Origin of the sequence: Pseudomonas sp. M1 (assembly GCF_022760135.1) — a bacterium.
GTDB lineage: Bacteria > Pseudomonadota > Gammaproteobacteria > Pseudomonadales > Pseudomonadaceae > Pseudomonas > Pseudomonas citronellolis.
Genome location: NZ_CP094343.1, coordinates 342,656 through 364,118, shown reverse-complemented (window position 1 = coordinate 364,118; position 21,463 = coordinate 342,656). Strand labels below are relative to the sequence as shown.

The 21,463-nt window shown below is 68.4% G+C and carries 19 protein-coding genes; 6 read left to right on the top strand and 13 right to left on the bottom strand.

The genetic code is table 11. From position 1 onward, the window contains the following. Positions 1–21: 21 nt before the first annotated feature. Positions 22–2,454 carry a penicillin-binding protein 1A gene (locus tag PM1_RS01625; RefSeq protein WP_009613652.1) on the top strand — a complete coding sequence of 811 codons (2,433 nt, stop codon included), beginning with the start codon at positions 22–24 and terminating at the stop codon, positions 2,452–2,454. Positions 2,455–2,959: 505 nt separating this feature from the next. Here PM1_RS01625 and PM1_RS01620 read toward each other — a convergent pair. From PM1_RS01620 to tkt, 8 genes are all read right to left on the bottom strand, one after another. Continuing rightward, on the bottom strand, positions 2,960–3,451 hold the full coding sequence (locus PM1_RS01620; RefSeq protein ID WP_009613654.1) for a M48 metallopeptidase family protein: 492 nt from the start codon (positions 3,449–3,451) through the stop codon (positions 2,960–2,962). A 61-nt stretch (positions 3,452–3,512) separates the two neighbouring features. Beyond that, positions 3,513–4,283, bottom strand: coding sequence for a class I SAM-dependent methyltransferase (locus PM1_RS01615; protein ID WP_009613656.1), 771 nt, complete (start codon positions 4,281–4,283; stop codon positions 3,513–3,515). Between the two features lie 42 nt (positions 4,284–4,325). After that, the gene (locus PM1_RS01610) at positions 4,326–4,748 is read right to left on the bottom strand and encodes a hypothetical protein (RefSeq protein WP_009613658.1); all 423 of its coding nucleotides are present in this window, start codon (positions 4,746–4,748) and stop codon (positions 4,326–4,328) included. A gap of 71 nt (positions 4,749–4,819) precedes the next feature. Next, positions 4,820–5,884 carry a class II fructose-bisphosphate aldolase gene (fba, locus tag PM1_RS01605; RefSeq protein WP_009613660.1) on the bottom strand — a complete coding sequence of 355 codons (1,065 nt, stop codon included), beginning with the start codon at positions 5,882–5,884 and terminating at the stop codon, positions 4,820–4,822. Positions 5,885–5,976: 92 nt separating this feature from the next. Continuing rightward, the gene (locus tag PM1_RS01600; protein ID WP_009613662.1) at positions 5,977–6,318 is read right to left on the bottom strand and encodes an MliC family protein; all 342 of its coding nucleotides are present in this window, start codon (positions 6,316–6,318) and stop codon (positions 5,977–5,979) included. Positions 6,319–6,423: 105 nt separating this feature from the next. Beyond that, a complete protein-coding gene (locus tag PM1_RS01595) occupies positions 6,424–7,587 on the bottom strand; it encodes a phosphoglycerate kinase (protein ID WP_009613665.1) in 1,164 nt (387 codons plus the stop codon). 27 nt (positions 7,588–7,614) lie between these two features. Continuing rightward, complete coding sequence (gene epd / locus PM1_RS01590; RefSeq protein WP_009613667.1) at positions 7,615–8,661, bottom strand: erythrose-4-phosphate dehydrogenase; 1,047 nt, start codon at positions 8,659–8,661, stop codon at positions 7,615–7,617. 111 nt (positions 8,662–8,772) lie between these two features. Beyond that, positions 8,773–10,770, bottom strand: coding sequence for a transketolase (gene tkt / locus PM1_RS01585; protein ID WP_009613669.1), 1,998 nt, complete (start codon positions 10,768–10,770; stop codon positions 8,773–8,775). 302 nt (positions 10,771–11,072) lie between these two features. On the opposite strand from tkt, the gene PM1_RS01580 reads away from it, so the two are divergent. The 3 genes from PM1_RS01580 to ligB all read left to right on the top strand — a co-directional run bounded on the left by PM1_RS01580 (position 11,073) and on the right by ligB (position 15,476). Continuing rightward, positions 11,073–12,074, top strand: coding sequence for an ArsR/SmtB family transcription factor (locus PM1_RS01580; RefSeq protein ID WP_024128059.1), 1,002 nt, complete (start codon positions 11,073–11,075; stop codon positions 12,072–12,074). 16 nt (positions 12,075–12,090) lie between these two features. Further along, positions 12,091–13,281: a methionine adenosyltransferase gene (gene metK, locus PM1_RS01575; RefSeq protein WP_009613672.1), complete on the top strand. Its 1,191-nt coding sequence runs from the start codon at positions 12,091–12,093 to the stop codon at positions 13,279–13,281. A 530-nt stretch (positions 13,282–13,811) separates the two neighbouring features. Next, on the top strand, positions 13,812–15,476 hold the full coding sequence (gene ligB, locus PM1_RS01570; protein ID WP_009613673.1) for an NAD-dependent DNA ligase LigB: 1,665 nt from the start codon (positions 13,812–13,814) through the stop codon (positions 15,474–15,476). Positions 15,477–15,480: 4 nt separating this feature from the next. On the opposite strand, the gene PM1_RS01565 is transcribed toward ligB, so the two are convergent. Next, the gene (locus PM1_RS01565; RefSeq protein ID WP_009613674.1) at positions 15,481–16,782 is read right to left on the bottom strand and encodes a ferredoxin reductase family protein; all 1,302 of its coding nucleotides are present in this window, start codon (positions 16,780–16,782) and stop codon (positions 15,481–15,483) included. Positions 16,783–16,952: 170 nt separating this feature from the next. On the opposite strand from PM1_RS01565, the gene PM1_RS01560 reads away from it, so the two are divergent. Beyond that, on the top strand, positions 16,953–17,696 hold the full coding sequence (locus PM1_RS01560) for a metallophosphoesterase (RefSeq protein ID WP_009613675.1): 744 nt from the start codon (positions 16,953–16,955) through the stop codon (positions 17,694–17,696). On the opposite strand, the gene PM1_RS01555 is transcribed toward PM1_RS01560, so the two are convergent. Then, positions 17,675–18,664 (bottom strand): alpha/beta hydrolase family esterase, encoded by a 990-nt coding sequence (locus PM1_RS01555; RefSeq protein WP_009613676.1) that lies wholly within the window; start codon positions 18,662–18,664, stop codon positions 17,675–17,677. The genes PM1_RS01560 and PM1_RS01555 overlap by 22 nt on opposite strands. A gap of 149 nt (positions 18,665–18,813) precedes the next feature. Between PM1_RS01555 and PM1_RS01550 the strand changes: the two genes are divergently transcribed. After that, positions 18,814–19,200: a DUF1090 domain-containing protein gene (locus PM1_RS01550; protein WP_009613677.1), complete on the top strand. Its 387-nt coding sequence runs from the start codon at positions 18,814–18,816 to the stop codon at positions 19,198–19,200. Between the two features lie 323 nt (positions 19,201–19,523). Here PM1_RS01550 and PM1_RS01545 read toward each other — a convergent pair whose 3' ends face one another. From PM1_RS01545 to PM1_RS01535, 3 genes are all read right to left on the bottom strand, one after another. Further along, a complete protein-coding gene (locus PM1_RS01545) occupies positions 19,524–19,982 on the bottom strand; it encodes a c-type cytochrome (protein WP_009613678.1) in 459 nt (152 codons plus the stop codon). Positions 19,983–20,113: 131 nt separating this feature from the next. Further along, a complete protein-coding gene (locus tag PM1_RS01540; RefSeq protein WP_009613679.1) occupies positions 20,114–20,500 on the bottom strand; it encodes an MAPEG family protein in 387 nt (128 codons plus the stop codon). 119 nt (positions 20,501–20,619) lie between these two features. Continuing rightward, positions 20,620–21,450, bottom strand: a complete 831-nt coding sequence (locus tag PM1_RS01535; protein WP_009613680.1) for an EamA family transporter — start codon at positions 21,448–21,450, stop codon at positions 20,620–20,622. Between the last annotated feature and the right edge of the window lie 13 nt (positions 21,451–21,463).

Below are 21,463 nucleotides of genomic sequence, written 5' to 3'. Positions count from 1 at the left end.
CTGGAAATCCAAGACCTGCCAATGCGCCTGCTGAAGTTTCTGTGGTGGACTTGCGTCACCCTTTTTTGTGGAGTGCTGCTCGGTTTAAGTGGCGCCTACCTGTACCTGAGCCCCAGCCTGCCTTCGGTCGACGCCCTGCGCAACGTGCAGCTGCAGATTCCGTTGCGGGTTTATAGCAGTGATAACAAATTGATAGCAGAGTTCGGCGAGATGCGCCGCACGCCTATCCGTTTCGCTGACATCCCGCCGGATTTCATTCACGCCCTTCTGTCGGCCGAGGACGACAATTTCGCCAATCATTATGGCGTGGACGTGAAGAGCCTTATGCGCGCTGCCGCGCAATTATTGTCGACCGGTCACATCCAGACCGGCGGCAGCACCATCACCATGCAGGTGGCGAAGAACTACTTCCTGACCAACGAGCGCAGCTTCTCGCGCAAGATCACCGAGATCCTCCTGGCCCTGCAGATCGAGCGCGAGCTGACCAAGGACGAGATCCTCGAGCTGTACGTCAACAAGATCTACCTCGGCAACCGCGCCTACGGCATCGAGGCCGCCGCCCAGGTCTACTACGGCAAGTCGATCAAGGACCTGAGCCTGGCGCAGATGGCGATGATCGCCGGCCTGCCCAAGGCGCCCTCGCGCTACAACCCGCTGGCCAACGTGGCGCGCAGCATGGAGCGGCGCAACTGGATCCTCGAGCGGATGTACAAGCTCGGCTTCATCGACCAGGCCCGCTACCAGGAAGCCGTCGCCGAGCCGGTGGGCGCCTCCTACCACGTGGCGAGCCCGGAACTGGCGGCCCCGTACATCGCCGAGATGGCCCGCGCCGAAATGGTCGGCCGCTACGGCGGCAACGCCTACACCGAGGGCTACCGGGTCTACACCACGGTGCGCAGCGACCTGCAGCAGTACGCCAACGACGCCCTGCGCGAAGGCCTCCAGGAATACGACCAGCGCCACGGCTACCGCGGCCCCGAGGCGCGCATGCCGGGCAAGTCGCTGGACGCCTGGCGCCTGGCGGTGGCCCAGCAGCGCCCGATCGGCGGCCTGGAGCCGGCCATCGTCACCCGCGTGGAGAAGAGCGGCGTGATGGTCGTCACCCGTGACGGCAAGGACGACACCATCAGTTGGGACAACATGAAGTGGGCCCGCCCCTTCCTCAGCAGCAACAGCATGGGCCCGGCGCCGCGCCAGCCCGGCGACGTGCTGCAGCCCGGCGACCTGATCCGCGTGCAGCGCAAGGACGACGGCGCCCTGCGCCTGACCCAGGTGCCGGCGGCGCAGAGCGCGCTGGTCTCGCTGAACCCGGACAACGGCGCCATCATGGCCCTGGTCGGCGGCTTCTCCTTCGAGCAGAGCAGCTACAACCGCGCCGTCCAGGCCAAGCGCCAGCCCGGCTCCAGCTTCAAGCCGTTCATCTACAGTTGCGCGCTGGACAACGGCTTCACCGCCGCCAGCCTGGTCAACGATGCGCCCATCGTGTTCGTCGACGAGTACCTGGACAAGGTCTGGCGGCCGAAGAACGACACCAACACCTTCCTCGGCCCCATCCCGCTGCGCGAGGCGCTGTACAAGTCGCGCAACATGGTCTCGATCCGCACCCTGCAGGCCCTGGGCGTGGAGCGCGCGCGCCAGTACATCAGCCGCTTCGGCTTCGATGCCCAGGAACTGCCACCGAACCTGTCCATGGCGCTGGGCACCGCGAACCTGACGCCCCTGGAGATCGCCGGCGCCTGGAGCACCTTCGCCAACGGCGGCTACAAGATCAGCCCCTACGTGGTCGACCGCATCGAAAGCCGCGACGGCCAGGTGCTGTACCAGGCCAACCCGCCCAGCGTGCCGGTGGAGGACAACCCGCAGGTCGCCGACAAGGAGGCCGCGCAGCCCGTCGCCGCGCCGGCGGAGGACAACGACCCGGCCCATGCCAGGACCACCATCGAGCCGACCCCGGCCGAGCGCATCATCGACGCCCGCACCGCCTACATCATGACCAGCATGCTGCAGGACGTGATCAAGCGCGGCACCGGTCGCCGCGCTCTGGCCCTCAAGCGCGACGACCTGGCGGGCAAGACCGGCACCACCAACGACTCCAAGGACGCCTGGTTCTCCGGCTTCAACGCCGACTACATGACCACCGTGTGGGTCGGCTTCGACCAGCCGGAAAGCCTCGGCCGCCGCGAGTTCGGCGGCAACGTGGCGCTGCCGATCTGGATGCGCTACATGGGTGCGGCGCTCAAGGACAAGCCCTCGCACACGCTGCCCGAGCCCTCCGGCCTGGTCAGCCTGCGCATCGACCCGCTCAGCGGCCGCGCCGCGCCGCCGGGCACGCCGGGCGCCTACTTCGAGCTGTTCAAGAGCGAAGACACCCCGCCGCCCATGAGCGAACTGGGCAGCGGCGCGCCGGGCACGCCGCTGCCGGCCGACGAAGGCGCGCCGATGGATCTGTTCTGATCGCCTGCGCGGGCTTTACGGGAACGCCGTTCTCCTGAGGGGGGACGGCGTTTTTCGTAGGGGGCTCTTTTAGGAGGCCGGTGCTCACCTGGGGCTTCGGTGCTATGGCTTGGCGCCGTTCCCTCTCCCTAACCCTCTCCCTGAAGGGAGAGGGGACCGTTCCGTGTGAAGCGTTAGTTCGACGCTCGCCGGAAATAGCGGACTTGCGGGGTGACTCAGAACTAACCGGCAGCACCGTACGGCTCCCTCTCCCTTCAGGGAGAGGGCTGGGGAGAGGGTGCGAAGGTGAGCCAGTACACCGAAGCCGCAGGTGATCCACCTTACGTCCGCAACGATTTTTCCCCCAAATGGGAAAAAATTCCGAAAAGACTGATGGCAATATGCCAAATCTTTTGATTACTCTCCGGATGCGGCGGGGGAAGGCTCCTGTGCGGTCGACCCCCATCCGATCGCCGGGAGCTTCCCGCGGCAACCCGGCCTCCGTGGCGCGCAAGGCGCCGGAAGTTCAGTCCAGTTCGCGCCAGATCAGGTAGACGCGCAGGTCGAATTCCAGCTGGTGATAGCCCGGCAGCATGTATTCGCAGAGCTGGTAGAAGGCCTTGTTGTGGTCGCGCTCGCGCAGGTGCGCCAGTTCGTGCACTAGGATCATCCTGAGAAATTCCGGCGCCGCATCCTTGAACAGCGAGGCCACGCGGATTTCCTTCTTCGCCTTCAGCTTGCCGCCCTGCACCCGCGAGATCGCGGTGTTCAGCCCCAGGGCGCGCTGCACCACGTCCAGCTTGCTGTCGTAGAGCACCTTGTCCACCGCCGGCGCGTTGCGCATGTGCTCCTGCTTGAGCTGCATGGCATAGGCGTACAGCGCCTTGTCGCTCTGCACCTCGTGGCGCCCGGGATAGCGGCGCTGCAGGTAGTCGCCCAGGCGCTCCTCGGCGATCAGCTGGCGGACCTGGTCCTGCAGCTGTTGCGGGTAGGCCTGGAGGTAGCGGAGCGGTTGCATGAAGGTCGGTTCGCGGTGACGGGGCGCGCAGTCTAGCCGATCCGCGCGCCCCTTCGCAGGCTCAGTCCAGCACCACCGCCGAATAGGCCTCGGTGCGGTAGGGGAAGGCCACCTCGGCCTGGCCCTTGAGCGCCGGGTGGGTGGCGATCAGTTCCTGCAGGCGCTGCTCGACCCGCGCCTTCTGCTCCGCTGGCAACGCGGCGATGAAGCTGATCGACAGCGTCCGCGCCACTATCACCTGTTCCGGCGGGCCGACGTGGCGGTAGCTGAACTCGCGCAACTGCAGCGGGCCGAAGGGCGCGTCGGCGAAGGCCCGGCGCCATTCGCCGGTGTGGAAGCGCGGAGTGCTGCCCTCGTAGGGCGCGACTATGTGGGTCAGTTCGGCTACCCAGTCCACCCGCTCGTCGCGCACGTTCCATACCAGCCCCAGATGGCCGCGCGGGCGCAGCACGCGGTGGATCTCGCGCAGCGCCTCGGGCTTGGCGAACCAGTGGAAGGCCTGGGCGCAGAGCACGGCGTCCAGGCTGGCGTCGGCCAGCGGCATGCCCCGAGCCGTGCCTTCCAGCACACGCACGTCGGGCAGCTCCTCGTGCAGGCGTTCGCGCATGGCCGCCACCGGCTCGATGGCGGTCACTTCGGCGCCGGTGCGCAGCAGCAGGCGGGTGAACTTGCCGGTGCCGGCGCCGAGGTCGGCCACCTTGCTGCCGGCCTTGATGCCGAGGCTGCCGTCGAGCCAGCCGAGCAGCTCGTCGGGGTATTCGGGGCGCCCGTGGGCGTAGGTCTGGGCTTCCTGGCCGAAGCCCTGCTGGGCGCTGGCGTGGACGCTATCCATGGACGGCTCTCCTGTACGGTGTCGCCCTCCGGTATAGCACACTCAGCGCAGCCGGCAGGCCTTGCCTTCCAGGTAGTCGCGGTAGCAGGCGAGCAGCCTGGCTTCGCTGATCCGGCAGCGCTTCTGCCGGCACTGGCTGTGGAACTCGAAGCGCCCGCCATCGGGCTCGGCCAGTTGGATACGCAGCGCCGGCCAGCCCTTGTTCGGCGCCTTCTCCGGGGTGCTCAGCAGGCGGCCTTCGCTGACCACCAGGGGCGCGCCGGCCGCGGCGTAGTCGAAGACGAACAGCAGCGAGCGCGAGGTCTTCAGCGTGCACTCGGTGTGGCTCAGGCAGTTCTGCGCATCCACCGGCAGGTCGACCGCCGACGCTCGCGGCGCGGGGGCTGCGGCGGGCGCGGGCGCACCGGGCGGCTGCGCGGCGCAACCGGCGAGCAGGAGCATCAGCAGGGGAACGAGCCAACGCATGGCAGCCTCTGTGTCTGGCATGGATACGAAAGAGCCCCGCCGGGGCGGGGCTCTTCAGGGGCGGGGCCGGATCAGTTGATCTTCGGCTCCAGTTCGCCCTTGGCGTAGCGCTGGAACATGGCTTCCAGGGAGATCGGCTTGATCTTGGAGGCGTGGCCGGCGGTGCCGAAGGCTTCGTAGCGGGCGATGCACACGTCGCGCATGGCTTCGATGGTCTTGGCGAAGTACTTGCGCGGGTCGAACTCGCTCTTGTTCTGCGCCAGGAAGCGACGGATGGCGCCGGTGGAGGCCAGGCGCAGGTCGGTGTCGATGTTCACCTTGCGCACGCCGTACTTGATGCCTTCGACGATTTCTTCTACCGGAACGCCGTAGGTTTCCGGGATTTCGCCGCCGAACTCGTTGATGATCGCCAGCCAGTCCTGCGGCACCGAAGAGGAGCCGTGCATCACCAGATGGGTGCCCGGGATGCGCGCGTGGATCGCCTTGATGCGGTCGATGGCGAGGATGTCGCCGGTCGGCGGCTTGGTGAACTTGTAGGCGCCGTGGCTGGTGCCGATGGCGATGGCCAGGGCGTCGACCTTGGTTTTCTTGACGAAGTCGGCGGCTTCTTCCGGGTCGGTCAGCAACTGGCTGTGGTCCAGCACGCCTTCGGCGCCGACGCCGTCTTCCTCGCCGGCCATGCCGGTTTCCAGGGAGCCCAGGCAGCCCAGCTCACCTTCCACGGAGACGCCGCAGGCATGGGCGAAAGCCACGGTCTGCTGGGTCACGCGGACGTTGTATTCGTAGTCGGCCGGGGTCTTGCCGTCTTCCTTCAGCGAGCCGTCCATCATCACCGAGCTGAAGCCCAGCTGGATGGAACGCTGGCACACGTCGGGGCTGGTGCCGTGGTCCTGGTGCATGCACACCGGGATGTGCGGGAATTCCTCGATGGCCGCCAGGATCAGGTGGCGCAGGAAGGGCGCGCCGGCGTATTTGCGGGCGCCGGCCGAAGCCTGCACGATCACCGGGGAATCGGTCTTGTCGGCCGCTTCCATGATGGCGCGCATCTGCTCGAGGTTGTTGACGTTGAAAGCCGGGACGCCGTAGCCGAACTCGGCGGCGTGGTCCAGCATTTGGCGCATGCTGATGAGTGCCATGTTTTCACTTCTCCCAGGAAGTTGGGCTCGTTCTATGGTTCGACAGCCTGCCGCAGGGGCAGGCCGCATTCAAGTCTGTTGCGCCGCGCGGTCTAGCGTGCGCGGCAGCCGCGGCCGATCAGGTCGTTGCTTTCCACCCAGTAGATCAGCCCCTGGTCGCCGGTGATGCTGAAGCCGACCAGTCCATCGCTATAGAAAGCACCGGACCCGCCGGGTTCCTCCTCCAGATGATGGACGACGTCGTCCTCGCCCAGGCGCAGGTCCACCACCGACGAGCGGGTGCCTTCGACGTAGCGCCAGATCACCACGGCGCCGCTGTCGCAGGTCCAGTGGTTCCAGCCGCCTTTGGCGGTGCCGGCGCCGCTTCCCGCGGGGTGGCTGGAGCAACCGGCCAGCAGGGCGCCCAGGGCCAGGGCGGCGAGGTAACGCTTCATCGGGCAATTCTCCCTCTCACGGCGATGCCGTATGTCCATTCAGCCCCGCGCCGCCCCGGCGCCCCGGTTCAGGGGCATTTCACCGGGGGTCGGACGCCGCCAGGCTCACTGCTTGGCGCGCTGCTCCAGCACTTCCACGGCCGGCAGGACCTTGCCTTCGACGAACTCGAGGAAGGCGCCGCCACCGGTGGAAATGTAGGAGATCCGCTCGGCCACGCCATACTTGTCGATGGCCGCCAGGGTGTCGCCGCCGCCAGCGATGGAGAAGGCCGGGCTCTCGGCAATGGCCAGGGCCAGGGTCTTGGTGCCTTCGCCGAACTGGTCGAACTCGAAGACGCCCACCGGGCCGTTCCACAGGATGGTCTTCGACGACTTCAGCAACTCGGCGAACTGCGCGGCGGTCTGCGGGCCGATGTCGAGGATCATGTCGTCGTCGGCGACGTCGGCGATGGCCTTGACGGTGGCGGCGGCGCTTTCGGCGAACTCCTTGGCCACCACGACGTCGACCGGCAGCGGCACGCTGACCTTGGCCGCGATGGCCTTGGCGGTGTCGACCAGGTCGGCCTCGTACAGCGACTTGCCGACCTTGTAGCCGGCCGCGGCGAGGAAGGTGTTGGCGATGCCGCCGCCGACGATCAGCTGGTCGCAGATCTGCGCCAGGCTGTTGAGCACGTCGAGCTTGGTGGAGACCTTGGAGCCGGCGACGATGGCCGCCATCGGCCGGGCCGGGTTGCCCAGGGCCGTGCCCAGGGCGTCCAGCTCGGCGGCCAGCAGCGGGCCGGCCGCGGCGACCTTGGCGAACTTGGCCACGCCGTGGGTCGAGCCCTCGGCGCGGTGGGCGGTGCCGAAGGCGTCCATGACGAACACATCGCACAGCGCGGCGTACTTCTGCGCCAGCTCGTCGGCGTTCTTCTTCTCGCCCTTGTTGAAGCGCACGTTCTCGAACAGCACCAGCTCGCCCGGCTTGACCTCGACGCCATCGAGGTAGTCGCGCACCAGCGGCACGTCGCGGCCCAGGGCCCTGCTCAGGTAGTCGGCGACCGGCTTGAGGCTGTTCTCCTCGGAGAACTCGCCCTCGGTGGGCCGGCCCAGGTGCGAGCAGACCATCACCGCCGCGCCCTTCTCCAGGGCCAGCTTGATGGTGGGCAGCGAGGCCAGGATGCGGGCGTCGCTCTTCACCACGCCGTCCTTCACCGGCACGTTGAGGTCCTCGCGGATCAGCACGCGCTTACCTTGGAGGTCGAGGTCGGTCATCTTCAAAACGGTCATGACATCAGTCCTGTCTGGGCTGGTTGTTTAACGTTCACTGGCGGCGACCCGCAGGAAGTGCCCCGCGGTGTCGAGCATGCGGTTGGCGAAGCCCCACTCGTTGTCGAACCAAGCCAGCAGGTTCACCAGGCGCGGCCCGGAAACGCGGGTCTGGCTGCCATCGACGATCGCCGAGTGCGGGTCGTGGTTGAAGTCGCAACTGGCGTGAGGCAGCTCGGTGTAGTCCAGCAGGCCCTTGAGCGGCCCGCTGCCGGCGGCCTCGCGCAGCACCCTGTTGATTTCCGCAGCGGAAGTGTCGCGGGAAACCTGCAGGGTGATGTCCAGGGCCGAGACGTTCACCGTCGGCACCCGGATGGCTTTGGCCTGGATTCGCCCGGCAAGTTCCGGGAGCAGGCGCTCGATGCCCCGCGCCAGGCCCGTGGACACCGGGATCACCGACTGGAAGGCCGAGCGCGTGCGGCGCAGGTCCTCGTGGTGGTAGGCGTCGATCACCGGCTGGTCGTTCATCGCCGAGTGGATGGTGGTGATCGAGACGTACTCGATGCCCACGGCCTCGTTCAGCAGCTTGAGCAGCGGCACGCTGCAGTTGGTGGTGCAGGAGGCGTTGGAGACCAGCTTCTCGGCGCCGGACAGCTGTTGCTGGTTGATGCCGAAGACCACGGTGGCGTCGACGTCGGCCTCGCTGGCCATGGGCTGGGAGAACAGCACCCGCGGCGCGCCGGCGGCGAGGAAGCGCTGGCCATCGGCGCGGCTGTGGTAGACGCCGGAGCACTCCAGCACCAGGTCGATGTCCAGCGCCGCCCAGTCGATGGCCTCGGGCTCGGCCTGGCGCAGCACCTTCACGCAGTCGCCGCCGACGTGCAGGCAGCCGTCGGCCACGCTCACCTCGCCGGGGAAGCGGCCGTGGGTGGAGTCGAAGCGGGTCAGGTATTCCAGGCTCGGCAGGTCGGCCAGGTCGTTCAGCGCGACGATGGAAAAGCCGGCCTTCGCGCCGCGCTCGTGCAGGGCGCGGAACACGCAGCGGCCGATGCGGCCGTAGCCATTGAGGGCGACACGGTAAGGGCGTTTGGGCATAAGCCTTCGGAAGCCGAAAGCGGGAAGCTGGAAGCTGGAAGCCGAGAGCAAAAGCAGCCAGGGGCATGCTTGCGCTTCAAGCTTCCAGCCTCAGGCTTCCAGCTATCAGGCTCAGTCCTCCAACAATTCCTGGGCAGTGGAGAGAACGTTTTCGACGGTAAAGCCGAAGTGCTCGAACAGCGCCGGCGCCGGGGCCGACTCGCCGAAGGTGGTCATGCCGATCACGCGGCCTTCCAGGCCCACGTACTTGTACCAGTAGTCGGCGTGGGCGGCCTCGATGGCGATGCGCGCGCCGACCTGCACCGGCAGCACGGCCTGCTTGTAGCCGGCGTCCTGCTGCTCGAAGACGCTGGTGGAGGGCATGGAGACCACGCGCACCTGGCGGCCTTCGGCGCTGAGCTTGTCGTAGGCCTGCACGGCCAGGCCGACTTCCGAGCCAGTGGCGATCAGGATCAGCTCCGGCTCGCCGGCGCAGTCCTTGAGCACGTAGCCGCCGCGGGCGACGTTGGCCAGCTGCTCGGCGTCGCGCGCCTGGTGCGGCAGGTTCTGGCGGCTGAAGATCAGCGCCGAGGGGCCGTCGTTGCGCTCGATGGCGTACTTCCAGGCCACTGCGGACTCGACCGCGTCGGCCGGGCGCCAGGTGTCCAGGTTCGGCGTCAGGCGCAGGCTGGCCAGTTGCTCGATGGGCTGGTGGGTCGGGCCGTCCTCGCCCAGGCCGATGGAGTCGTGGGTGAACACGTAGAGCACGCGCTGCTTCATCAGGGCGGACATGCGCACCGCGTTGCGGGCGTATTCCATGAAGATCAGGAAGGTCGCGCCGTAGGGGATGAAGCCGCCGTGCAGGGCCACGCCGTTCATGATGGCGCTCATGCCGAACTCGCGCACGCCGTAGAACACGTAGTTGCCCGAGGCGTCGCTGGGGGTCACGCCCTTGCAGCCCTTCCACAGGGTCAGGTTGGAGCCGGCCAGGTCGGCGGAGCCGCCGAGCAGTTCCGGCAGCAGCGGGCCGAAGGCGTTCAGCGCGTTCTGGCTGGCCTTGCGGCTGGCGATGGTCTCGCCCTTGGCGGCGACTTCGGCGACGTAGGCCGCGGCCTGCTCGGCGAAGTCGGCCGGCAGTTCGCCCTTGACGCGGCGCTGGAACTCGGCGGCCAGTTCCGGGTGCGCGGCCTGGTAGGCGGCGAAGCGCTGGTTCCACTCGGCCTCGCGGGCGGCGCCGGCTTCCTTGGCGTCCCACTCGGCGTAGATCTCGGCGGGGACTTCGAACGGACCGTGGTTCCAGCCCAGGGCGGCGCGGGTGGCGACGATCTCGTCATTGCCCAGCGGCGCGCCGTGGCACTCTTCCTTGCCCTGCTTGTTCGGCGAGCCGAAGCCGATCACGGTCTTGCAGCAGATCAGCGTCGGGGCGTCGCTCTTGCGCGCGGTCTCGATGGCGGTCTTGATCTCGTCGGCGTCGTGGCCGTCGACGTTGCGGATCACCTGCCAGCCGTAGGCTTCGAAGCGCTTCGGGGTGTCGTCGGTGAACCAGCCGTGGACCTCGCCGTCGATGGAGATGCCGTTGTCGTCGTAGAAGGCGATCAGTTTGTTCAGGCGCAGGGTGCCGGCCAGGGAGGCGACCTCGTGGGAGATGCCTTCCATCATGCAGCCATCGCCGAGGAAGGCGTAGGTGTAGTGGTCGACGATGCCGTGGCCTTCGCGGTTGAACTGCGCGGCCAGCACCTTCTCCGCCAGGGCCATGCCCACGGCGTTGGCGATGCCCTGGCCGAGCGGGCCGGTGGTGGTCTCCACGCCGGCGGTGTAGCCGTACTCCGGATGGCCCGGGGTGCGCGAGTTGAGCTGGCGGAAGTTCTTCAGGTCCTCGATGCCCAGGTCGTAGCCGGTCAGGTGCAGCAGCGAGTAGATCAGCATCGAGCCGTGGCCGTTGGACAGCACGAAGCGGTCGCGGTCGGCCCACTGCGGGTTGCCCGGGTTGTGCTTGAGGTAGTCGCGCCAGAGCACTTCGGCGATGTCCGCCATCCCCATGGGGGCGCCTGGGTGGCCGCTGTTGGCTTTCTGCACGGCATCCATGCTCAGTGCGCGGATGGCATTGGCTCGCTCACGACGGCTGGGCATCGCTGAATCTCCTGCGGGGGCTGCTTCGATTGATCGAAGGGATGAAAAAAGGCGGCCATTTTCGCCCAGCCGGCCATCGCGGGGCAATGACAATCGGGCCGCAGGCTACAGGCGGCAGGTTTCTGGCGCGAGCCGCCTTTGGCAGGAGCGAGCCTGCTCGCGAACGAGCGCCGTGCCAGGCCGGTTCGCGAGCAAGCTCGCTCCTGCAGCCCTGGCGTTGCCGCTACCTTCCGTCTCCAATATCAAAACTTTTTGATACAGCCGTTGCCACCATCCTCCCGGGGCTCTAGACTCCGCCCCCTATGAGCCTGCGCATGCCCCTGATCCGCCACGATGCCTGCGACGAGCTGGCCGCGCTGTGCAAGGCCGGCGGCGACCCGCTGCGGCTGAACGTGCTGCGGGTGCTGGCCAACGATTCGTTCGGCGTGCTGGAGCTGGCGCAGATCTTCGCCATCCGCCAGTCGGGCATGAGCCACCACCTGAAGGTGCTGGCCCAGGCCGGCCTGGTGGCGACGCGCCGCGAAGGCAACGCGATCTTCTACCGCCGCGCCCTGCCCCAGGCCGACAGCCTCGGCGGCAAGCTGCACGGGGCGCTGCTGGCGGAAGTGGACGAGCTGGCGCTGCCGGCCGAGGTGGACGCCCGCGTCGCCGCGGTGCATGCCCAGCGCGCGGCGGTGAGCCGCGACTACTTCGCCCGCAGCGCGGAGAAGTTCCAGGCCACGCAGGACCTGATCGCGGGGCTGCCGCAATACCGTGAAAGTGTTCTGGCGCTGCTCGACGCACTGAGCTTCGCCCCCGGCGCCACGGCGCTGGAAGTCGGCCCCGGCGACGGCGGGTTCCTCCCCGAGCTGGCCCGGCGTTTCGCGCGGGTGACCGCGCTGGACAACAGCGTGGCCATGCTCGACCTGGCCCGCCGGCGCTGCCTGGAGGCAGGGCTGACGAACGTGCGGCTGGACCTGGCCGACGCCCTGCAGGACGCCGCCGAACCGGCCGACTGCGTGGTGCTGAACATGGTGCTGCACCATTTCGCGGCGCCCGCCGAGGCCCTGCGCCAGCTGGCGCGCCTGGTGAAGCCGGGCGGCAGCCTGCTGGTGACCGAACTGTGCAGCCACGACCAGAGCTGGGCCCGCGAAGCCTGCGGGGACCTCTGGCTGGGGTTCGAACAGGAAGACCTGGCCCTTTGGGCCGATGCCGCGGGGCTCGCCCCCGGCGAGAGCTTGTACATTGGTTTACGTAATGGCTTTCAGATCCAGGTGCGGCATTTCGCCAAGCCGGATTCGCGAAGCGTCCTCACCCACCGGTAAAGACAGGAACCGTTAGATGAGCGAATACTCGATTTTCACCTCCGAATCCGTATCCGAAGGCCATCCGGACAAGATCGCCGACCAGATCTCCGACGCGGTGCTGGACGCCATCATCGCCAAGGACAAGTACGCCCGCGTGGCCTGCGAGACCCTGGTGAAGACCGGCGTCGCCATCATCGCCGGCGAAGTCACCACCTCGGCCTGGGTCGACCTCGAAGACCTGGTGCGCAAGGTCATCATCGACATCGGCTACAACAGCTCCGACGTCGGCTTCGACGGCGCCACCTGCGGCGTGCTGAACATCATCGGCAAGCAGTCGGTGGACATCAACCAGGGCGTCGACCGCGCCAAGCCCGAAGATCAGGGCGCCGGCGACCAGGGCCTGATGTTCGGCTACGCCAGCAACGAGACCGACGTGCTGATGCCGGCGCCGATCTGCTTCTCCCACCGCCTGGTCGAGCGCCAGGCCGAAGCGCGCAAGTCCGGCCTGCTGCCGTGGCTGCGCCCGGACGCCAAGAGCCAGGTCACCTGCCGCTACGAAGGCGGCAAGGTGGTCGGCATCGACGCCATCGTGCTGTCCACCCAGCACAACCCGGAAGTCTCCTACGCCGACCTGCGCGAAGGCGTGATGGAACTGATCATCAAGCACGTGCTGCCGGCCGAGCTGCTGCACAAGGACACCCAGTTCCACATCAACCCGACCGGCAACTTCGTCATCGGCGGGCCGGTGGGCGACTGCGGCCTGACCGGGCGCAAGATCATCGTCGACTCCTACGGCGGCATGGCCCGCCACGGCGGCGGCGCCTTCTCCGGCAAGGACCCGTCCAAGGTCGACCGTTCGGCTGCCTACGCCGGCCGCTACGTGGCCAAGAACATCGTCGCCGCCGGCCTGGCCGAGCGTTGCGAGATCCAGGTGTCCTACGCCATCGGCGTGGCCCAGCCGACCTCCATCTCGGTGAACACCTTCGGCACCGGCAAGATCAGCGACGAGAAGATCGTCCAGCTGGTTCGCGAGCACTTCGACCTGCGCCCGTACGCGATCACCAAGATGCTCGACCTGCTGCACCCGATGTACCAGCCCACTGCGGCCTACGGTCACTTCGGCCGCAATCCGTATGAGCTGACCTACGGTGACGATACCTTCACCGCCTTCACCTGGGAGCGCACCGACAAGGCCGCCGCCCTGCGTGATGCGGCTGGCCTGTAAGGTCCGTCCGACGGAACAGCCTGCTCCGGCAGGCTGTTCACGGTAAGAAAGAATGCCGTTTCTCTGTCTGGGGGGAACGGCATTTTTCGTATGGGATGGGCCATGGCTTCGCGCACGCATCCTGTCCTTCGCTCCGACCTCGATCCCATCGCGGACAGAGTCCGCTCCTACGACCGAGTCTCCCTGACACCCATGATCGCTCACCTGGCGTACAGCCGAGTCCGTAGGATGGTGTTGAGCGAAGCGATATCCATCAGCGCAACCGCATGGGTTTCGCAGGCTCAACCCATCCTACGTAAAGCAGCTCGGCGCAGTCGGTGAGACAGTTGCTCCTACGATTCAGGGAAGCTTGGACGTAGGACTCTGTCCGCGATTGGATTCACCGCTTGGCGTGAAGTGAAATCACGACGCTCCCTGAATCCTGTTCGCGATAACGCCACATCCCAGAAACCTCCCACACTCCACCCGGCCCCTTCGTGGCAGCGGCGCACCTAGCCTGGAACTCCCTCCAGGCGCAAGGAAGCCCGCCGATGAAAGCCCTACTCGCCTCAGCCCTGCTGCTCCTCCCCACCCTCTCCCTGGCCTGCCCCGACTGGCCCGAACAGCGCGCCGGCGAAGAACTGCTGGGCCTGCGCCAGCAGCTGGAAGCCTGGGACCAGGCCTACCACCAGCGCGGCGAAAGCCCGATAGCCGACGAACTCTACGACCAGGCCCGGCAACGCTTCAGCCTTTGGCGCGACTGTTATCCACAGCTCGCCATCGAACCGCCCCCGCCGCTGCCGGCCAGCCGCGGCAAGCTGCGTCACCCCGCAGCCCATACCGGCCTGGACAAGGCCGCTGACGCCAACGAAGTCCGCCTGTGGATGGCCGGGCGCGAGGACCTCTGGGTGCAGCCCAAGGTCGATGGCGTGGCCGTGACGCTGGTCTACCAGGACGGCGAACTGGTCCAGGCCATCAGCCGTGGCGACGGCATCCGCGGCCAGGACTGGACCGCCAACGCCCGCCGCCTGCCGGCCGTGCCGCAACGTCTGCCCGCCACGGGGCGGCTGGTGTTGCAGGGCGAACTCTACTGGCGCCTGCCGGGCCACGTGCAGGCGCAAAGGGGCGGCCTCGGCGCCCGCGGCAAGGTCGCCGGCCTGATGGCGCGCAGCGAGCCGGGCGAACAGGTTTCGCAGGTCGGCCTGTTCGTCTGGGAATTGCCGCACGGCCCCGGGAACATGACGCAACGCCTGGAGCGCCTGAGAGCGCTGGGCCTCGCGGACAGCGCGGCCCTGACGCTACCGGTGACGGACTTCGAGGACGCCCAGCGCCAGCGCGAGCACTGGTACCGCAGCCCCCTGCCCTTCGCCAGCGACGGCATCGTCCTCCGCCAGGGCTCGCGCCCAGCCGCGAAGGCCTGGCAGGCCGGCAGCGCCAGCTGGGCGCTGGCCTGGAAATACCCCTACCGCCAGGCCCTGGCCGAGGTGCGCCGGGTGCATTTCCGCATCGGCCGCACCGGACGGGTGACGCCGCTGCTGGAACTGCAACCGGTGACGCTGGACGAGCGCCGCATCGCCCAGGTCAGCCTCGGCTCGACGCGGCGCTGGCAGGCCCTGGATATCCGCCCCGGCGACCAGGTGGCCATCGCCCTGGCCGGCCTGACCATCCCGCGGCTGGAAAGCGTGGTCTGGCGCTCGCCGCAGCGCCTTGCGGTAGAGCCGCCGCAGCCCGGGCGCTACCACGCGCTCAGTTGCTGGCGGGCAACGCCCGGCTGCGAGGAACAGTTCCTCGCCCGTCTCGCCTGGCTGGGCGGCGAACAGGGTTTGGCCTTGGAAGGCGTGGGGCCTGGGACTTGGCAGACGTTGCTGGAAGCCGGCCAGATTGCCGGCCTGCTCGACTGGCTGGAATTGCCGCCGGAAGCCCTGCGCCAACTGCCGGGCTTCGCCGAGCACAGTGGCGAACGCCTGCACGCCCAGTTCCGCGCCGCGCGGCAACGTCCCTTCCAGCACTGGTTGCGGGCGCTGGGCGTGCCCCAGGTCGACAGCCTGCCGGCCACCGAAGGTTGGGCCGAACTGAGCGCCCGGCAGGCCAGCGACTGGCGCCAGCTGCCGGGCGTCGGGCCGGTCCGGGCCCGGCAACTGCAGGCCTTCTTCGCCGACCACGAGGTGCAGCGCCTGGGCGCCCAGCTCGCCGCGGCCGGGGTAGCCGGCTTCTAAGCCCTCAGCGCAGGCGGAAGGCTTCCTGGTGGAAATTGCGCGCCGGCATGCCGCGCCGGCCGAGGTCGCGCCGCAGCAGGTCGGCCAGGCCTTGCGGGCCGCAGAACCACAGGCTCGGCCAGCGGCCGTCGGCGTCCGGCGCCATGCTCAGGTCGTCGCCGCGCAGGTAGCCCTCCTCAGCGCTGTAGTGGACCTTCAGCGCCACGCTGGGCAGGCCGTCGCACAGCTCGCGCAGGCGCCCGGCGTAGATGGCGTCGGCGGGGCTGCGCACGCAGTAGTGCAGCTCCACTTCCGGCGCATCGGCCGGGTGCTGCTGCAGCGCCTCCAGCCAGGCCAGGAAGGGCGTGATGCCGATGCCGCCGGCGATCCACACCTGGCGCTCGCCGCCGCGGCGGAAGTCGAAGCAGCCATAGGGCCCCTCGACCTTCACCGCATCGCCCAGCGCCAGGGCGTCCTGCAGGCGCCGGGTGTAGTCGCCCAGGGCCTTGATGCTGAAGCGCACCTCGCCGTTGCCCTGGTCGGCGCTGGAAATGCTGAAGGGATGCTGCCCCTCCAGGCGGTCGCAGGTGAGGAAGGCGAACTGCCCGGCCTTGTGCCGCCAGTTGCGGCCGAGCCGGCAGGTGACTTCCAGCATGCGCTCGCCGGGCCGCGCCACCGCCACCACCACGCCCTGGTGCGTGCGCCGCCGGCCGATGCGCCCGCTCAGGGCGATCAGCGCGCACACCGAGCCCAGCGCCGCGCACAGCGCCAGCAGCCAGCCCAGCGGCTGTGCCCAGTAGCCGGCCGGCGCCAGCACCACGCCATGGAAGGCCAGCACCAGATAGACCAGCGCCAGCGCTTTGTGCACGTAGCGCCACAGGTGGTAGGGGAAGCGCTGCCAGAGCGTCAGCACCAGCATGGCGGCGAGCAGCCAGGCCGACCACTCGCCCAGCTCCTTGGCCGAGCCGCGGAAGACCTCGAGAAAGGTCTCCACCCGCGGCCCCTTCGCCGGCTTGGCGACGAATTTCGCCAGCAGCGGCCCACCCAGCTCCAGCAGGTAGTGCAGCAGGCCCAGGCTGATGGCCAGGATGCCCGCCCAGCGGTGCACCCGGTACATGCGGTCGAGCCCGCCCAGCGGCCGCTCCAGCCAGGCCGGGCGTACCGCCAGGAGCATGATCAGCGACATCAGCGCGAAGGCGACGACGCCGCTCAGCAGGATGGCCTGCTTGCGCAGGACCCAGATATCGAAAGTGGCCGGCGGATCGAGCGCGAGCGCCAGCCCGAACGCCGCCAACACGGTGGCGATGACGATGCCTACGAACTTCATATGGCCTCCCTGGTTGCGAGCCTGGTCCGAGACTGGGCGCGCGGCCTTAATCATCCCTGAAGTTCGTATGGGAATTTTCCGCTGTTCGGCCTTGCCATGACCCAGGTCAAGCGCTGGGCAAGGCCACGGGCGTGCCGCACAATGCCGGACCCGGCCAGGAGACAACCCGCATGCGTATCCGCGTCCTTTCCGACCTGCACCACGAGCACTTCGGCGGCCGCCGCGAGCTGCCCGCGGTGGACGCCGACCTGGTGGTGCTGGCCGGCGACATCCACGAGCACCTGCAGGGCCTGCACTGGGCCCGCGAAGCCTTCCCCGACACGCCGGTGGTCTACGTCGCCGGCAACCACGAGTTCTACAACGCCGACCTGCCGGAGCTGACTCAGGCCATGCGCAACCTGGCCCGCGCCCTGGACATCCACTTCCTGGAGAACGACGCGGTGGTCATCGATGGCGTGCGCATCCTCGGCGCCACCCTGTGGACGGACTTCCTGCTCTACGGCGAGGAAACCCTGCCGCTGACGCTGCAGCGCGCGCTGCGCCTGATGCCCGACTTCAGCTGCATCGACTGGTTCACCGCGCCCTTCACCCCGGCGCTCAGCCAGCAGTTGTTCGAGGCCTCGCGGGACTGGCTGACGGCGCAGCTGGCCGAGCCCTTCGCCGGGCCGACCGTGGTGGTCACCCACCATGCGCCCAGCGCCCGCTCCATTCCGCCGCAATATGTCGGCGACAGCCTGTCGCCGGCCTTCGCCTCGGACCTGGAGCACCTGGTGCAGCAGTGCGACCTGTGGCTGCACGGCCACGTGCACGACGCCCTGGACTACCGCATCGGCCGCGCCCGGGTGGTGGCCAACCCGGGCGGCTACCCGGGCGAGAAGGGCGGCTTCGACGCCTACGGCACCGTGGAAGTCTGAGCCACCGGCAACTGCTTGAAGAAGCGCCAGATCTCCGCCGGCCCGTCCAGCTCGGGGTCGGCCATGCCAAACAGGCGCGGCGGCCGATAGCCCGGCTGCGACAACAGATGGCCGCCGCCGTGCACGCTCACCAGTTCCACCGGCGGCATTCCCTCGCCCCGCCATTGCCAGCGCTCCGACCAGACCGGGCCGGGGCGCGTCAGCGGCTCGCGCTGCGCCGGCGCGCTGATGCCGTTGCGCCGCGCCAGCTCGCCGGCCGAAGCCTCGCTGGAGAGCACTTCGCCGCGGTCGCCGAAGCCGAACAGCTTCACCCGCCCGCCGCCGTAGGGGTTGATCGGGTCGCGCGTGCCGTTCATCAGCAGCGCCGCCACCGCCCGCTGCGACTCGCTGCAAGCGTCGTTCGCCGCGCTCGGCAGGCTGGCCGCCACCAGGGCGATCCCGGCCAGCGGCAGTTCGGACTCCGCGGCCATGCGCAGGGCCATCTGCCCGCCGTTGGAGTAGCCGGCGAAGAACACCCGCTGCGGGTCCACCTGGCGCTCGCGCTGGATCCGCCGCACCAGCCGGGTGAGGAAGGCCACGTCGTCGATGTTGCGGGCGCGCGCGCTGTAGCTGGCCACCTTGCGGCAGTCGTTCCAGTGGCCCTCGAAGCCGTCCGGGTAGAGCACCAGGAAGCCGTCGCGGTCGGCCAGGGCGTCGAAGCCGAAGCCGCTATCGCGGCGCATCAGCTGGCCGTTGCTGCGCGAGGCGTGCAGCACCACCAGCAGCGCCGGGTTCGGCGCCAGGTTGGGCGGCACGTAGAGCACGTAGCCGCGGCGCAGGCCGCCGGCGCGCAGGGAGCTGTCCTCGCTCACCCCGGTGAGCATCGGCGGGCGCAACTGCTCGCCGGGCAGCAGGTACCAGGCGCCCACCAGCAGGGCCGCCAGCAACAGCAGGATCAGCGTCTGAACCAGGCGAATCGCGATACGCATCCAGCCTCCCCCGCTCCGCCCGACGGAGCGCGTTCAATGGATCGACCAGGCCGCGGACTGCCATGGGGCAACCCCCACGCGCGCGCTTAATGGCAAACTCTAGACGTTCGTCAGCATCGATATCTCATTTGGTAACGCAGGACCCGAGAATGTTCCGATCCATTACCCTCAGCCTCGCCGCACTGCTCTGCACCGGCGCCTTCGCCGCGCAACCCGAGCAGCCCCTGAGCGGCTGCGCCGCCAAGCAGGCGGCCATCGCCGGCAAGCTGGAAGAAGCCCGCGCCCGCGGCGACAAGGGCGCCATCGCCGGCCTGGAAACCGCCCTGGAAAAGGCCCGCACCTACTGCACTGACGGCAGCCTGACGCAAAAGCGCACCCAGCGCGTGCTGGACGCCGAGCGCGAAGTCAGCCAGCGCGAAAGCGACCTGCGCAAGGCCATGAACAAGGGCGACGCGCAGAAGATCGAGAAGCGCAAGGACAAGCTGGCCGAGGCCCGCGCGGAGCTGGAGCAGGCGAAGCGGGAGTTGGAGGAGTGAGTGGGGCTGGTTGCCTGGCTGGCTAGCGAGCTTGCTCGCGAACGGAGTCTCCCTGTTGCACTGTTGCTTCAGGTCGACTCCGTTCCCTCTCCCCAACCCTCTCCCTGAAGGGAGAGGGGGCTAGTCCGTGCCGAGAGAAGAAACGGTTTCAGCTGGAAACCAGCGGAGCAGCCGGCTGACTCCAGAACACCCAACCCTGCCCAACGGTCCCCTCTCCCTTCAGGGAGAGGGTTAGGGAGAGGGCGCTCTTGAGGATGCGCACCACCCCATCGGCAGAACACCGTTCGCGAGCAAGCTCGCTCCTACAAAAAACGGAGCGCCCGTCAAAGCGCCCTGAACTTCTTGTGGCAAGCCTCGCAGGCATCTTCCACCGCGGCCAGGTCCTTGCGCACGCCGTCGGCGGTCGGGGTGGCCTGGCGGGTGTTGGCCTCCAGCGCGGCGGCGGCCTGCTGGAAGGTCTTGGCGTCAGCCTGGAACTCCAGCTGGCGCTGCCACAGCTCGTCCTTGGCGCGGCTGTCGCCACCCTCGTCGGTCGGCTTGCTGGTGGGGAAATACTGCCAGGGCTGGCCGGCCAGCTCGTTGAGCTTGACCGAGTCGGCGCGGAATTTCTCGGCGTCGAAGACCACGCGGCCGCGCAGCATGCCGCCCATGTCCTCGCTGGCGTGGAGCATCTGCTTGAAGATCGCCTGGCGCTTGGCCAGCGGGGAATTCGGATCGAGGCGGTGGCAACCGGCCAGGGCGGCACCGGCCAACAGCAGGACGAGCAGGGTCTTCAGCTTCATGAGCGGACTCTTGTAGGACAGGCCAGACACGGGAGCGGCGGATTATCCGCCGCTACCCGGCATTGATCCAGAGCCCGCGCGCCCGCCTGCGGCCATCCGCCGCAGCGATGCGCGAACCGTTCAGCTGCGGTTCAGGCGGAGACCACAAAGAAGGCAGCGATCAGCGCCATGCCGACGAACCACACCAGCGAACGCAGCAGCGCCAGGTCGGCAAGGTAGAAGATCAGGTAGAGCAGGCGGCTGGTCAGCCAGGCGATGGCCAGGGTATCCAGGGTCGCCGGCTCGGCGTTGCCCACCACGTAGGCCACCAGCACGGCGATGGCGAAGGCCGGGGTGACCTCGAAGCTGTTCAGCTGGAAGGCGTTGGCGCGCTTGCGGTAGCCCTCCAGGCCGGCCAGGAAGGTGCGCGGGTCGTGGTTCTGCCGGGGGCCGAAGCCGCCGCCGGTGAACTTGGCGATGCTGGTGCCCAGGTAGGGCAGGAAGATGGCGATCAGGATGCACCAGAAGGCGATGGGCATGGACGGAGGTCTCGTCGGCTGGGAAGTCGGCAGGTTGCCGCCAAGCATAGGCGAAGGTCAGTGGCCGGCGGGCGGATGCGTGCGCCAAAGCGGCCAATCTCGCGGCCTGTTCGCCAAGCTCAGAGTTTCATCACCAGCATCCCCGCCAGCACCAGGCTGCACGCCAGCAGGCGCGGCAGGCCGAAGGGCTCCTTGAGGAAGCGCATGCCGAACAGCACCACCAGCACCACGCTGGTCTCGCGCAGCGCCGCGGCCTCGGCCACCGAGCCCAGCTGCATGGCCCAGAGCACCAGGCCGTAGCTGGCCATCACGCAGATGCCGACGCTCAGGCCGAGCTTCCACTGCGTCTGCCAGAAGCGCGCGAAGGCGCGGGTGCGCGTGCCCAGGGCGAGCAGCGGGAAGGGCACGCCGGAGAGCAGCGTCAGCCACACCAGATAGTCCAGCGGCTGCGGCCAGCGTTTCAGCGCGTGGCCGTCGGTCCAGGTGTAGCTGCCGATGCACAGGCCCATCAGCAGCACCACGGGGAAGGCGATCCAGGGCAGCCGCGAACCGCCGCCGCCCTTGAGCAGGAACAGCATGCCCAGCGGGATCAGCAGGATGCCGAGGACCTGCCGGTCGCTGAGCTGCTCGCCGCCCACCAGCAGCGTCAGCGCCAGCACCACCAGCGGCGACAGGCCGCGCATCAGCGGGTAGACCAGGCCGAGGTCGCCGACCTTGTAGGCCTGGATCAGCAGCACCCGGTAGACCAGCTGCAGGGCCACGGCGCTGCCCAGCCAGGGCCAGACCTCCGCCGGCGGCAGGCTGATCCAGGGCAGCAGGGCGAGGGCCACGAGCAGGCCGACGAGGTCCATGCAGGCCACCACCAGCAGGCGGTCGGCGCTGAATTTGACGAGGGTGTTCCAGGCCGCGTGGAGCACGGCGGCGAGCAGCACCAGGGCGGTGGCGAACAAGGCGGGGCTTCCT